Source organism: Mucilaginibacter sp. P4_G9 (assembly GCF_056400985.1).
In genome coordinates, this window is the sequence record NZ_JBFUKF010000105.1 from 1 (window position 1) to 15,191 (window position 15,191).

Annotated in this window: 12 protein-coding genes; 7 read left to right on the forward strand and 5 right to left on the reverse strand. The window is 41.2% G+C overall.

Annotated features, from left to right (window positions below):
* Positions 1-78: 78 nt before the first annotated feature.
* The 4 genes from AC1DPZ_RS11405 to AC1DPZ_RS11420 form a co-directional block, all read right to left on the reverse strand.
* Positions 79-1,977 carry an alpha-L-fucosidase gene (locus AC1DPZ_RS11405; protein ID WP_477403321.1) on the reverse strand — a complete coding sequence of 633 codons (1,899 nt, stop codon included), beginning with the start codon at positions 1,975-1,977 and terminating at the stop codon, positions 79-81.
* A 3-nt stretch (positions 1,978-1,980) separates the two neighbouring features.
* The gene (locus AC1DPZ_RS11410; RefSeq protein ID WP_477403323.1) at positions 1,981-3,153 is read right to left on the reverse strand and encodes an alginate lyase family protein; all 1,173 of its coding nucleotides are present in this window, start codon (positions 3,151-3,153) and stop codon (positions 1,981-1,983) included.
* Position 3,154: 1 nt separating this feature from the next.
* A complete protein-coding gene (locus tag AC1DPZ_RS11415; protein ID WP_477403325.1) occupies positions 3,155-5,629 on the reverse strand; it encodes a glycoside hydrolase family 2 TIM barrel-domain containing protein in 2,475 nt (824 codons plus the stop codon).
* Between the two features lie 396 nt (positions 5,630-6,025).
* The gene (locus AC1DPZ_RS11420) at positions 6,026-7,060 is read right to left on the reverse strand and encodes a LacI family DNA-binding transcriptional regulator (protein WP_477403327.1); all 1,035 of its coding nucleotides are present in this window, start codon (positions 7,058-7,060) and stop codon (positions 6,026-6,028) included.
* Positions 7,061-7,373: 313 nt separating this feature from the next.
* Between AC1DPZ_RS11420 and AC1DPZ_RS11425 the strand changes: the two genes are divergently transcribed.
* The 5 genes from AC1DPZ_RS11425 to fbp all read left to right on the forward strand — a co-directional run bounded on the left by AC1DPZ_RS11425 (position 7,374) and on the right by fbp (position 12,064).
* Positions 7,374-7,997 (forward strand): NanQ anomerase/TabA/YiaL family protein, encoded by a 624-nt coding sequence (locus tag AC1DPZ_RS11425; protein ID WP_477403329.1) that lies wholly within the window; start codon positions 7,374-7,376, stop codon positions 7,995-7,997.
* A gap of 26 nt (positions 7,998-8,023) precedes the next feature.
* The gene (locus AC1DPZ_RS11430) at positions 8,024-9,250 is read left to right on the forward strand and encodes a glycoside hydrolase family 88 protein (RefSeq protein ID WP_477403331.1); all 1,227 of its coding nucleotides are present in this window, start codon (positions 8,024-8,026) and stop codon (positions 9,248-9,250) included.
* A gap of 4 nt (positions 9,251-9,254) precedes the next feature.
* Positions 9,255-9,617, forward strand: coding sequence for a cupin domain-containing protein (locus tag AC1DPZ_RS11435; protein WP_477403333.1), 363 nt, complete (start codon positions 9,255-9,257; stop codon positions 9,615-9,617).
* Positions 9,618-9,659: 42 nt separating this feature from the next.
* The gene (locus AC1DPZ_RS11440; protein WP_477403335.1) at positions 9,660-10,769 is read left to right on the forward strand and encodes an alginate lyase family protein; all 1,110 of its coding nucleotides are present in this window, start codon (positions 9,660-9,662) and stop codon (positions 10,767-10,769) included.
* A 245-nt stretch (positions 10,770-11,014) separates the two neighbouring features.
* Complete coding sequence (gene fbp, locus AC1DPZ_RS11445; protein WP_477403337.1) at positions 11,015-12,064, forward strand: class 1 fructose-bisphosphatase; 1,050 nt, start codon at positions 11,015-11,017, stop codon at positions 12,062-12,064.
* Between the two features lie 16 nt (positions 12,065-12,080).
* Here the strand turns inward: fbp and AC1DPZ_RS11450 are convergent, their stop codons facing one another.
* A complete protein-coding gene (locus tag AC1DPZ_RS11450) occupies positions 12,081-12,953 on the reverse strand; it encodes a universal stress protein (RefSeq protein ID WP_477403339.1) in 873 nt (290 codons plus the stop codon).
* 821 nt (positions 12,954-13,774) lie between these two features.
* Between AC1DPZ_RS11450 and AC1DPZ_RS11455 the strand changes: the two genes are divergently transcribed.
* A complete protein-coding gene (locus AC1DPZ_RS11455) occupies positions 13,775-14,248 on the forward strand; it encodes a hypothetical protein (RefSeq protein WP_477403341.1) in 474 nt (157 codons plus the stop codon).
* A 49-nt stretch (positions 14,249-14,297) separates the two neighbouring features.
* On the forward strand, positions 14,298-14,771 hold the full coding sequence (locus tag AC1DPZ_RS11460) for a hypothetical protein (protein ID WP_477403343.1): 474 nt from the start codon (positions 14,298-14,300) through the stop codon (positions 14,769-14,771).
* Positions 14,772-15,191: the final 420 nt, after the last annotated feature.

Here is a 15,191-nt window from a genome sequence, read left to right on the forward strand (position 1 = left end):
GATAATCAGCGACTTGCAAACACATCATTATAAGGTATAGGCAATATATTTTATCAGAAGTATAAAAACATACATAAATCAATTTAAACCGCTTCTTACGGGTATTAATTGAATTTCGAGGATTTTCATTAACGCGCTTTTTGTTATCTCTACCGGGGTAATTTRCAGGGTATGTATACCGGGCGACAAGCTTACCTCGCCGAGGTCGATAGTTTTAATTTCTTCTTTTACAGATGATAACACCTCGGCCTTTTTAACCAGGTTGCCTATTGTAATTTGATAGCTGCCTGCATCAGTGCTATCTGCCAAATATTTTAATACAATTTTATAAGCAGCCGGTTGTATAAGCCTGAAGTCCCATTTAATTAACTGTTTTTTTTTACTCCATCCTTCCACATAATATTTGCCGGTTTTGCCATCGCCAAAACCAAAACCCTTGCCTATCAATTTGGCATCAAATGCCAGCAGTCGGTTTATAACGCTGCTGCCAGATAGTAACCGTACGGAATCTGTTTGAATAGCGCCTTTTGTTTCCAGCACAATAACGGTATTTGCCTGATCGGATGCCTGCGACGGGACGTTTATACGTACATCCAACGAATCGATACGTTTAAATGATAATTCTTTCTTTGATGGATCTGCTAATAAATAAGCCCTGCTAATGTCGCTTTTTATCCCTCCTACTATAATATTATTGTTAATGGGCCAATTGAACACATGCAGGTATAAAAGATTGCCCCTACGGGTAGATACCCCCCAGCTTTGAAAAGGTAAAGGTGTTTTGGTGGTTTTATAAATACTTTCCGAATTTTTATTCATCCATTTAGCCAGTCCGTTTAAAATATTTACATCCTCCGGGGCAAACTCACCATCGCCCATGGGGCCAATATTCATTAGTAAATTACCACCCCGCGAAGCCGATTTAGCCAGCAACTGTATAAAAAAGCCCAGGGGTTTATGGCTCTTATCATATTTAGAATAACCGTATGATTCATTGGTGGTGGGTATAGCCTCCCAATCGCCATCAACCGGAAAAAACTCGGCAGGACGATCGGACGTATTTCTGTAATCACCCATATTCAGGTTAGCGCTGCGGGCCAGCCTGCCGTTCACCACAACATTGGGATCTGTTTCGCGGATTGCCTGCAGGATGCGGATATTTTCGGATAGCGGGAGTTTTTGCGGTGTATCAAACCATAAAATATCCGGGTGATACAGGTTCAGCAATTCCTTAATCTGTGGTATAGCTTTTTCATCCACATACCTTACTGCTTTAGGCAACAATTCGGGATGAAGATCGTACCAGTCACGTCCGCCATACAGGTTCAGGTCGCCGCCAGGATTTTTATAGTCCCAATCGTTACCTGGTGCATCCGGGTGTTCCCAGTCAAAGGCATGTGAATAATAAAAGCCGAATTTTATCCCGTATTTTTTACAGGCTGCCGAAAGGTCGGCCATGGGATCATGCTTCCAGGCCGTTTGTTTAACCACATTAAAATCAGATACTTTAGAGTTATACATGGCAAAACCATCATGATGCTTGGCGGTGATGATCAAATAACGCATGCCGGCTTGCCTGGCTGCTTTTACCCATTTATCCGCGTCGAATTTTACCGGGTTAAATTGGTGGGCGAGTTCCAGGTATCCGGCACGGGGTATTTTCTCTTTACGCATCAGGTGTTCCGCATAACCATCCACCCTTTTACCCTTCCATTCGCCGCCCGGAAGTGAATAGATCCCCCAGTGAATAAACATGCCGAAACGCGCATCCCGCCACCAGGCTACACGAGCATCATGTGTTTTCATGCTGGCTGCCCACCAGCCGCTTACAGCATCGTCAATAGCTTTTTTGTCGCGGCTCTTCGCCTGGTTTGCCATTGTTTTATCCTCATCACCTTTGTCCTGGGCAAAGGCTAAGCCGGTATTTAATAATGCTGTAAGCAAACATCCGGTTATAGTTAAATTTCTTCTCATCATGATTTAATCAATCCATATCAGCGGATGCCTTACCGGCAAATTCCTGATCACTTCTTCTACTTTAGGGTCGTGATCCAGGCTTTTCCAGGTGTTAAGCCATTCCTTATTATTATAGGCAACGGCTCCAAAAAGAAGTGACGGCTGTGCTACAGGCCAGTTTTCCCAATACATTACATCGTGTGCAAACGGCCATTTATTTTTGTCGGCAAGGTAAGGGTACAAATATGCTATACCCGTTTTTATAGATCGGCCATCAGTTGTTTTATATTCCCATAAATTATTTTGTGGCGTGGATAATACCTGGCAAAGCGTTGTCAAAGCATCCAAATCAAATATGGAATAACCAAAGGGTTTGGTTCGCTTTAGCTCAAGCGGCAAGCTACCATCAGCAGCCATCTGGTTGGGCAATAAAATAGTTTTGTAACGGTTAGTGCAAGTATCCATCAAAGCGGTATCATGTGTAAACCTGGCAAAGCAGGCAACCTGCATGGTCCAGCAGGTACCGTGGTTGTTTTTCGCTGCCTTTTCTTCCAACCCGTTTTTGCTGGTGGTTAGCCAGGTAAGGTATTGTGCAAACCAGTTGCGTATACCATTTACTAATATTTTATCCATCCTGGGATCATTCTCCATAACCATTAAACCCTGCACCACCTCCATTAGCTGAATAGTATCAATAATACCAATACCCCTGCCGGTAGTAATGCCTTTTAATGCCTGTGCATATTGCAAATTGGGGTTCATTAAGGTTTCGGGGTTGATAAACCAGGCCTGCAGATGGATCATAGCCTGCTTAATATACCTTGTATTATGTGTAAGTTTATATGCCGAAGATAATGCACCTATAATGCGGCTAAAGCGAATCATAGCTAAACGGTGCGCTACAAAATTATCGGGATTGCTGAGGCCATCTTTTTGAATGTAAGGGCCGCTTGGATTTTTAGGGTCGGGCCACCAGTAATCGCCTTCCGAATAAAAATCATGTTTAGCCCCGGCACTACGGGCACAGGTTTGTGCAGTAACGGTTACCGGCTGCTGCTGCATAGCCCAGGCTGCCTCTTTTAAAACATACGGGCGTAAGGTGCTTTCAACCTGTTGTTTAATATCGTTACTTGTTTTAAACCCACAAAACAATAAGGTGATAAGGCATAACGGAAAAGTAATTTTATAATTCATCATGCTACAGGTTTAAAAATTGGGCGGGTAAACCGGCCGATTGTACACCAATAACAGAACTACCGGCATTCAGTTTAACACTTATGATAGCCCTGCCGTTATAAGCCTGCACTTTACGCGAGCCTTTGGATGTACCCAGGTCATCAAGTAATATGCCCTTGCCTGCCAGCGAGAAATTTATCCAGTTAGCGGCATCAAGGCATAGTATGCCATTTTTATCTACCAGAGTTGCCTGTACGGTAGCCACACCATCTTTATCGGCTATTTTGGTTAACAGTAACCTGGCCGGTTTATCCCATTTTTCGGTTTGATAATCCTGACTTATGGTATCGATTACTACGGCTTTTGCTTTATAGGCAACAACTTTAATATTGTTTTTCCCTTTATTGTAAACAACCATCCATCTTAAGCCCGCCGCCGGGAAATTTTGCGGGTTGCGTTTTTTAATGCCATAGCTTTTGCCGTTTACAAACAGCTCGGCCTTATCGGCATTAGCATATACTTTTATCATTTTGGCTTCATTGGGTTCGCCCCACCTTACCGGCCAGCTGTGCCCGTAAATGTGCGCCATTAGTTTAGTGCTCCAATAGGATTGAATTACATAATACGATTCCTTTTTTGTAAGATCACGCTCAACCACCCCTTTTTGATTCACATAAGGCACGGGGTTTTCCGGGCGGATGGGGGTTGAGAAATCTTTGAAGGTCCAAAAAGCGGAGCCGGTTAACCATGGCATATTTTCCTGTTCCATTAAATGCCAGTCGAACAGGTTACATATATAACTTTCGCTCCAATCGCTGTTTTCTGATACATGCGTAGTGCCGCCAAATAAAGTGGAATCAACTAAAAGCTTATTAATGCCGGTATCGGTAATTATTTTTTCCAGGGCCCTGTCAGGGTCTTCTGAGTGACGGTTTGCATGGCTATCGCCACCCCATTCGGCATGGATAAAATGAGGCACTTTTTCAAATTCATCCCGGGTGAATTTTTTATAACTGGTATAAAATCCCCTGTACCAACCGGCCCATATTGTAGGGGAATACACATCGGGAATATCTTTACAAAAATCACAACGGCGCAGCGTAGTTTTGCGGGATGGATCAAGCTGATGGGCCAGGTTATTTTGTTCGCTCATGAATGCCCTTATTTTTTGCTTGTCAAATTCCTTAAAATCGCCGTCCCAATCGTTCTCGTTACCCAGGCCCCATAATATAATTGAAGGATGATTATAATGCTGCTGTATCATATTGGTAAGCATGCTGTGGGCCTGCGCTTTATAAGCATCGCCGCCTAAACCGCCACGGCACCAGGGCTCTTCTTCCCAAACCAAAATACCTAAACTATCGCACAGGTTTAAAATGGTTCGTGATTGCTGGTAATGCCCCAGGCGAATAAAGTTGGCACCCATATCTTTTATCAGCTGCATTTCCTCACGCATCATGCTATCTGTCATGGCCGCGGCAACACCGGCATGGTCTTCATGGCGGTGAGTTCCCCTAAGCAACAGGCGCTTACCGTTAAGATAGAAAGGTCCGTGATCTGCAAACAGGAAACTGCGAAACCCAACCTTGTCTGTTTGTTTATATGTTTGTCCCCCGGCAATGCAGGTAACCTCAATGGTATACAAATAAGGGACATCAGTGGTCCATAAGTGAGGTTTACTGATGTTTATTTTCCCTATGGAGCAGGTATTGTTTTGCTGTAAATTATCAGCTGTATATTTTTCCCGTCCGACTACTTTGCCCAAAGCATCCTTAACCAGCAATTCGCCGGTGACAGACCCTATACCTGTTGGGTTGTAAAAGCTTAAGTTGGTATTTAGCCAGCCGTTTGCAGCTTTTGCATCAACAACGGCGCTGGCAAATATTTTATCAATGCTTAAAACAGGCTGGTAAACCAGGTTAAGATGCCGGTATAATCCCCCGTATACACTAAAATCAGATAATTGCGAGGGGATGGTTTCCAGGTTACGTGAGTTATCGCAGCGAATTTCTACAGGGATTTTCCCTTTAAATTGTTTGGTGAAAATGGCAGTTTTTTTAAAGTCGGCAACAGCTTGTGTAATATCTACTGTCCACTCATCATAGCCGCCCAAATGCGAACCTACTTTTATATCGTAAACATACACGTCTGTTTTTTGCCCTGCGCCTTCAAAGTGCAGCAGGGTACGGCCGTTTTGATAAGGGTTATTTATATTTAGGCGGGTGCGGTACCAGCCGGGGCCCTGGTAATAATTTCCATCCGGGTCAACGGCGTCGCGGTCATTAAAGCAGTGTGGAAGGGATACCTGTGTCCACATAGGCAGCGACTCGGGTTTTCCGGCCCCTACCGGCCTTACGGCTTCCCATATTCCACCGAGGTCTTTTTTCAAAAACGCCCAGTTATTGGTTAAACGGATTGTTTGCTGGCCAAAACAAATTGGAGTTAGCCCAATGCAGGAAATTAGTGTTAAGAATATTAACCTTTTTGTAAGTAGCATTTACTTTTTTTGTTAGTAATTAACCGCCTTTAATTATAAACCAATTATCAGCCTCAATTATTGATGTTAGATGATTGATACAGGCCGGGTTTATTGCCGCCCAGGTTAATGATTGTATTTAATACAATTAAAAACACGAAGGGCACATCATTAAACAGCTTTCGTTTCATTTTTATTAAATATTTTACCAGGTATGCAGGATCTATAATTGGAATATGTTTTACTGCACCTATCAAAAATATCCCGATTACGACACCGTGCAGATGCTTTTGGCATATTTATTTACGACATCGTTTTCGTTAACCTAAAAAATAAGTCTAAAGTCCGGCTAATTACAAGAGCATACGCTATCGCAACCTGGGAACACTAAGGGTATAAATAAACAGAAAACAGTTTCTACTTTTTTGGAGTGGTTGACTTACGTATAAATAGCTGGGTTGGCAAAACCAAAGTTTCAAACCGGGTGGCGGGTTTCTTGCTTAATATGAGATTTAGTAGCATTTCTGTCGCTTTTTGTCCCATTTCAAAAGCCGGTTGATAAATAGAGCTTAATGCAGGGTTTAACACTTCTGCCAGGGAGTTGTTGGTATAACCGATCAGGGCAATTTCTTCGGGGATTTTTATTTTAAATTTATTCAGCAGGTAAAGGGTAACGGTTGTGATCCTGTCGGATGTTGTGAAAATGGCGTCCGGCTTTTCATTCAGCGAAAGCAATTCCTTCAGCGCGTTCTCAATCTCGTTAATGTCCCTGCCGCCATCCGGGCAATGTTTAATGTAATTATCGGGTACTGTTATCCCGGCTTCGGCCAATGCATGATTGTAACCGGCAAGCCTTTCTTTTGTAATTGATATATTGGGCGGACTTGTAATATGCGCTATCCGTTTATAACCCGAATCGAGGAGATGGCGGGTAGCATCATAGCCCCCTTTAAAATTATCGGCAATTACCTTGTGTGTATCTATTTCATCAGTAACGCGATCAAAAAAAACAATTGGCAACCCCTGCTGATGCAGTTTTTGCAGACACTCAAAATCCCTGGTTTCACTTGATAAGGAGATAAGCAAACCATCAATGGAGAGATGGGCAAGATGATTGATATTTTTTACCTCGAGGTCATATAATTCATGCGATTGCGTAATGATAACGTTATATCCCGTTTTGTGGGCAACGGATTCAACCCCATTAATCACCTGCGAAAAAAACTGATTCTCAAAAGTTGATACAACTATACCCAGTGACCTGCTATGGCCATGTTTTAAACTTTGGGCAAAAGGATTAGGCCGGTAATTATGTTTTTCTGCGTAATCGTTTACTCTCTTTTTTGTTTTCTCGCTGATTTCGTAGTTATCCCTTAATGCTTTTGAAACCGTGGATATAGACAGATTAAGTTCCCGGGCAATGTCTTTTATTGTAATAGCGTTGAAATTCATAACTGTTAACTCGAAGCAATTTCGACCGGATTATGCTGGCAGTTCCACAATATAAAAAATCTTATATAACATTAGCAATTTAATTGCAGCTACAGCTTAATCAGCTTAAATGTACACGTAAACCAAAACACAAATAGTGCTTATAAGGTTATAATCAGCCTTATAAATCTGCCTGCCATAACTATAACGTTTGCGTAGAATTAATACCCGTTTACGATGCAATTTAAGGGAATACATTGTAATATTGATTTATCATGGTGCTGTTTTACTAATTACGGTTTCCATTAACTTATAAATCAAGTCGAATAAAACTATGAAAATTAAACCCGTACATCAGCTGATCTTAGCAATAATTAGTTTGGTAACCATGGAAAACACCGTGACCGCACAACAAATTAAGAATGACAGCATCAACCCAAAAACCGCCGAAAAATGGCTGAAAAGCAAAGACTGGAGCAACAATATCAGGTTGAATGTGTATCCATCGGTTAATGCGGTTGAGTTTTATAAACAATACCATGCCAATAAAGCGGTTTGGGATAAAGTGTTCCGGTTTATAAAAGAGCAAAACTTAGATACGCTTAGTGTAGGTAAACATCCCATTGATGGAGAAAACGCCTATGCCAGTATTACTGAAAGCCCATCAAAAGACCTGGAAAAAACAAGCTGGGAATCGCATAAAAAATATATCGACCTTCAATATGTAATAAAAGGCAAAGAACAAATAGGCGTAGCTGCTGTAAGCAGTGCAACTGTTACAAAACCTTATAATGAGGCGAAAGATGGAGCCGCTTACACTGCCGAGGGCACTTACTATACCGCAGAGCCCGGAACCTTTTACCTGTTTTTTCCGCAGGATGCACACCGACCTACCATCAAGGTACCCGGCTATGACATTGTAAAGAAACTGGTGATCAAAATTAAGGTAGCCAATTAACGCTGGCATTTTTTTTAAAATATTCTATGAAAATTAAACACTTACTTCCGCTGATTTTATTTAACGGGATAACGCTCAGTCTTTTTGCGCAAAATAATGCTGATAAAGCCTTCGTTTTTGCCCAGCATCAAACCAAATTGTTGCTTAATGAAACTGATAAGGCAAAAAAAGCAGCAGCTAATCCTAACCTGTTATCTCCGCGCGCACTGAATGCTACCGGCGATTTGGTTATTGTACCTACTAAAGATTGGTGCGGCGGTTTTTTTGCCGGGAATCTTTGGTTCCTGTATGAGTATACCGGCGATAAGTTCTGGAAAGAACAATCCATACCCTATACCACTGCGATGGAGGTCGAAAAAACCAACGGTGTAACGCATGATATGGGCTTTAAAGTTTATAACAGCGTTGGTAATGCCTATCGCCTTACGCACGATGCTGAATATAAAGAGGTGATCATCCAATCGGCCAAAACGTTAATAACCCGTTTTAACCCTGTTGTGGGCTGCCTCAAATCATGGGATAACCGTAAAGACTGGCAGTTTCCCGTAATCATAGATAATATGATGAACCTCGAACTGCTGTTTGAAGCAACCAAATTAAGCGGCGATTCCAGTTTTTACAAAGTGGCCGTGGCACATGCAAATACAACCATGAAAAATCATTTCAGGCCCAATTATAGCTCTTACCACGTAATTGACTATGACCCGCAGACTGGCAAAGTGCTGCATAAACAAACCCACCAGGGCTTTGCCGATAGTTCATCCTGGGCCCGGGGACAAGCCTGGGGATTATATGGTTATACCATGTGCTACCGGGAAACCGGTAATAAAATATACCTGCAGCAAGCCGAAGAAATTGCCAAATATATTTTTAGTAATCCGGCCATGCCTGCCGACCTGGTTCCTTACTGGGATTACGATGCTGCCAAATTACCTGGCCAGCCTCGTGATGCGTCGGCGGCGGCAATTGCGGCATCGGCCCTTTACGAGCTGAGCACATATAGTAAAAATGCCAGGGTGTACAAAACAACTGCCGATAAGATATTGAACAGCCTGAGCAAATCGTACCAGGCACAGCCTGATAGCGCCAAAGGTTTTTTGCTGTTGCACAGCACAGGGCATAAACCCGCCCAAGGCGAGATAGATGTACCCATTATTTATGCTGATTACTATTACCTTGAAGCTTTGTTGCGACAAAAACGTTTGGCCAACAAAAAAAATGTTATCAATACGGCCGGCAGCTTAAAAAACTAATAATATGATACAAAGCAATTTATTTCTGTACGAACATAATACTACCTGGGAAATAACGGGCGACGGCGTTCAGCGCCAGGTTTTAGGGTTTGATGATAAGCTAATGCTGGTAAAAGTAAAATTTAACAAAGGCAGCTGCGGCACTTTACATAGCCATGCACATTCGCAGGTGAGTTATGTGGAAAGTGGCGTTTTTGAAATGACCATGGGCGATACCAAAAAAATCATTAGCAAAGGCGATGGTTATTATGTACCGCCTTATACCATACATGGTTGCGTTTGTTTGGAAGAAGGTATGCTGGTTGATGCTTTTAGCCCGGCGCGATGGGATTTCACCAGGATTGATGGCGAAAAGTATGCTTTATAAGCTGCCTGCATTATTACGTAGTTAAAATTGGAAACTAAAAAAATGAAGAAGAAAATAATATGCGGGTTGGGTTTGTTAGCTATGATTTTGCCAGCTAAAGCGCAATTGGTAAGCCTTAATAACAAGGAGGTTGTTGCAATGCGCAAGGCTATACATCTGGATGAAAAGGAATCGTTAAGTTACAAAAAGGCCTTTGATGCTTATTTAATGACCGCGAAACAGGCCCTTAGCCAATCGCCAAATCCTATAAAGGAAATATTATCACAGGGATTATTGGAGGGCGATCCTAAAAAAACAGCAAGCTTAAAGGCTGTTGAGGATGCTTATAAAGTATACGCGCTGGCACTTGCTTATAAGTATGATGGTAACAAAACCTATTTGGATAAAGCCACTGAATACCTCCTGGCCTGGGCAAAAACCAACGTTGCCACCGGCGACCCGATCAATGAAACCAAGCTGGAAGATATGGTTACCGGGTATGACCTGGTCAGGAATGATGTGCAATTAGCCAACAGGGTAATAATTGATCAATGGCTGCAAAGTATTGCCGATGCTGAGGTAAACAGCGCCTCGGCAAAGCCAGGCAAAAGCACAGCCATAAACAACTGGAATTCGCACCGGATCAAAATGATCACGCTTTTAGCTTATACCTTGCATGATCATAAGTATGATGATCTTATTATAACTGAGCTGGAAAAACAACTTGCTGTTAATTTAAACCCCGATGGCACCACTCATGATCTTGAACAAAGGGATGCTTTTCATTATCATATTTATGACCTTGAACCACTCCTATCTACCTGTATTGCCATTTACCGGAATACCGGCAAAAATTATTTTATCTATCAAACTCCAAATGGAGCCTCCATCAAAAAATCGGTTGATTACATGGTACCTTTTATGACTGGTGAAAAAACACATCCCGAATTTGTAAACAGCAAGGTTGCATTCGACCAGAAGCGTGCAAAAAATAACGAGAAAGGTTATGCGCCTGGTACACTGTTTAACCCACAAAGCGGCTTACAGGTATTTGCTTTAGCTTCATTTTTTGACCGAAGCTACCTAACAGTTATATCAGGCACATCAAAAAGCGGAAGCCAATTCTTTAACTGGCGGATGGCTATTAACGATTTTACAAGAGATAATAAATAATGAGCCCGGAGTACCAATATACATCACTAACCAAATACAGGAGAACGATATCGTTGTAGTAAATATCTTGATGATTTCCTGTAAGAATTGCCATGAATAGCGGTATATTTAAATATTTCAGGCTGTAAAAGATACAGGTTGACTTCCGCTTCATAATTATAATTAGTCAATCTTTTCGGTAATCTCTGTAATGCCGCAAAGCAGTTTTTATAAAAGTTGAGGAGACACAGTTTTAGATAAGAATTATGAGTATTGTTAAAACATTAGGCCAGTTTATTATTGAAAGGCAACAGGATTTTCCATTTGCTAAAGGAGAGCTGTCAAGACTGCTCCGGGACTTAGCGATCGCAGCAAAGATTGTCAACAGGGCAATTAATAAAGCAGGTCTTATTGATATTTTGGGAGAAGCCGGCTCTGTCAATGTACAGGGTGAAAATCAAAAGAAATTAGACCTTTATGCCAATGAGCAATTTATTGCTGCCCTGCAGTGCGGAGGCGAGTGTTGCATCGTTATTTCAGAAGAAAATGACGAATACATTTACATTGATTCTGAAGTATCAAAGGACGCAAAATATATAGTAGCGCTTGATCCTTTAGATGGATCCTCCAATATTGATGTCAACGTAGGCATAGGTACAATTTTTTCCATATACCGGCGCAAATCGTTAACCGGGGCCGCTACACTTGATGATGCGCTTCAGAAAGGAACCGAACAGGTAGCTGCTGGCTATATTATTTACGGATCGTCCACGATGCTTGTTTATACTACCGGGAAAGGGGTAAATGGCTTTACGCTCGACCCTTCCATAGGAGAGTTTTGTTTATCCCATCCGGATCTGCGGGTACCGGATACGGGCAATATCTATTCTATAAATGAAGGAAATTATAATTATTTCCCCGATGGAGTGAAAAAGTATATAAAATATTGCCAGGTAGAAGACAAAGATACAAACAGACCCTATACTTCAAGATATACAGGATCAATGGTAGCTGATTTACACCGGACTTTGATTAAAGGTGGTGTTTTTATTTATCCCCCCACTTCAGGAGCACATAAGGGTAAACTGAGGTTAGTGTATGAATGTAATCCCATGGCATTTATTGTTGAACAGGCAGGTGGACGGGCTTCTAATGGATACAAAAGAATACTTGATGTTGAAGTAGAAGAACTTCACCAGCGATCGGCAATTTTTATTGGCTCGGCAGATATGKTTAAGAAAGCAGAAGAGTTTATGCTTTCTTTTTCGCCCCAGGTTTTTAAAAAGTCATACGAAGGAAATGTTGCCATCCAATAATTTTTGTTGACGGATATTAGTTTTCTAAATCCATTTTCGCCGGAAATACCAGCAATGGGATCTTCTGCTTGTCGAGCGCTTTATAGGCGAGGCTTAGTTTAAGCATCCGTGAAAAAAACGAGCGCGGATGATGAATAATGGCAAGAGCGTCCGCGTTATCCTCTTCGCACAAGCGATTGAGCCTTTGAATCACCTCTTTCCCCCTAACGTCTTTAAAAGCAATATGCGGATACTTTAAACCGGCTACCTGCTCCATAAAATCAATTTCCTTTTCTGTTTTTAACGTTCCGGTTTCCTCCGATGGCATAATATGTACCAGCTCAAATTTTGTGTTGAATATTTGACCAAGCCTGGTGAGGTAGCGCAGGCTTTTGAGATCCTCCTGGCTAAAGTTGGTTGCCACTATAACATTATCAAGTTTTGTTAATTCGGTTTCTGTCCGTAAGATCAAAACAGGACGGCTGGCATGCTCGATTACAGAATAGGTATCACTCCCATAAAAGATATGCTCGAACGAATTATCAGACCGGGAACCCATCACAATCAACTCAATATCATACCGTTTGTCAATTTCTTTTACCAGCTCTCCCAAACTCCCTTCCCCGCATAAGTTGCTGATGGCCGGTTTAAATTCTTCCGGAGGGATCTCACTGACAACTGATTCGAGGTGATTTTGAAAATCAGCAATATGATTTTTACTCTGATTTTCCCAATAAGAAGTATCTTCTCCTCCCCATGGGGTACTGGTATAATAATTGGTTACCGGAATAGTTTGGTAAGCATTAAATAACAAAACATTAGCCTGAAGCTTGCCGGCAAGTTTCACAGCTGACTGAGCTGCATGAGCAGCATTATCTGAAAAATCGGTGAGAACAAGTATAGTTTTCATTACTATTGAATTAATATAAATGAGTAATAAACTGGCAAGACTCAATGCGGATGTTTACCGGGAATCGATAAACAAATATCCCCATTTTTTAAACTAAAAAAAATGACTATGATCAGTTATTCCCTTGAAAAACTGTGTGTTTTGGAACAGGTAAAATACAGCAAACACCCTGCCAAACATCCAATAATCCATCACTTTAACTATCTCAGATATAAACACTGACAAAGTAGCGTCACCACCCGTAATTCTACCATACAATAGTGTGGTCTGGCATTTGCAAGTACCGGCCCGGACACCTGTTTTTTAAAAATGCGAACATCTGTTTAAGTCAAGAATTTGGTGGGATTTTGGCCTGCGGTTAAGCCAACCTGTTCCGGCAAAATATGTCCAGTTAAGTTCAAAAAAATGGACAATAATTGATATAAAGAATAGAAATAGTTTAAAAAAATCGAGAAAAATATACAAATATTACATGATGAGTTTTTTAACCGAACTATTCCCGTTGTCGGCTTCCCGGCGCCGTGTTCTTGTCCTTCCGGTTCACTTAAGCGCTTCCTTAAAAGCACCTTTGAAACACAATACTATCCTATGGAGAAAACAAACAAATCCAATTCCTATTAAACAGATACGCCGCGCTTTGGGTCTGCCGTACACCCACGCCAAATGAGGAATAACCATCTACTGACAAAGTAGTGTCACCATGTGTATGGCGGGGACTGTGTAACTTTGTTTGTATCCCGGTTGTGAGAGACAACTGAAGTGCCAAAATGATTTTAGGTACTTCAGATGGACCGGTATATTAGGCCACAAAAATATAAGCAATGAAGAAAAGCATAAACAGCGGACATTACACAACAATATTCATTAGCATATGCGCTTTTGTTTGCTTATACACCGTGATAAGCAATTATATTGTGACGGCTTGTCAAAATAGCTATGATTCTTCCTACAATGTGAGAAGAAAGACATTAGGGATTCCCCTGATACCTAATAACTGGCACGTCAAGGAGCGCGATCAGAATTTCATATGGTGGACCGGAAATGAAAATGTCATAGGACATAAAAGAAAAACCGTTACTTTTTCAGGTTGCGATATAGAAGGAGAGCTTGATGTTTATACTCTCCCTTTGCAAAATGGAAAAGGAAGATGGCTTCAGGTCGAATATATGTATGGCATTAAACAGCATAAGGATTCAATAGTTTATACCTATCAAATAGAACATTCAGCTAAAAAGATCTCAAAAAATGTCGCTGATAGCATATTTACTACGGAAGGCATAAATAAGGACTATTAACTAATTGGAGTAAAGTCTGGTCGAAACAGGCGCAACAAAAACAACAACGATGAAATTATTACCTGTAATTACCATATTTTTTTTAATAGTGGCATTTAGACCACCGCAGCAAAATATGGATAGAAAAGTTTATACGGAGAGGTTTATGCAAAAAGTGGGCGATAAATCCATGAACTGGATAGAATTTAAGCATGATGAAAAGTCTATTAGTGGAATATTTTATGGCTTCGACAAATTATCGGATGGAACCCCGATTTATTACAAGTCAGAGGTAAAAGGCTTAACTATAGCTAATTCATCTATCCGATTTACGTTGAGCAGCTACATGTTTAGTAAGAGCCCTTTTGAAAACGGAAGTCGTAATAAGGGGTTTTATATAAAGGAGGGGATGAAAACACCAGCGTTGCTCAAATTTCCTCAGAATTTTTCAGGTACTATATCATCCGATAGTTTGAAACTGAAACGATCTTCATTGATTTATGATTCGAGGTTTGATGAGTTAATTCTTATAAAAGTAAAGTAGATGCTAATCTTTCGCTGGTGCACGCGTGTCGCGTGTACCCCGTTGATATATGACCGCTTTGCAAAGCCCGGATGTGCTACTAACATCCGGGCTTTGCTTTAGATTCTTTATCCGGCAGCATAGCTAATTTAAAGGAATCGATGTAGCTTTATCCACAAACTAATGTTGATGAACGGAAAATATTACATTGACTTTTGTAAGGGACAAACATTGGGGAAACGATCCAGACACACGCGACACGTGGCTGTTGCACAACTCGTCAACTATTTCGCAATAATTTATGTTAAGATATTGATTTTTAGTATCTTAACGTCATGCAAGGAAAGAAGCACTATCAAGAGAAACTCTTTACCAATTTCCAATTGTCCGACCGTGTTCCGGCAGACAATATATACCGAAAGCTGAAAGAAACACTAGATC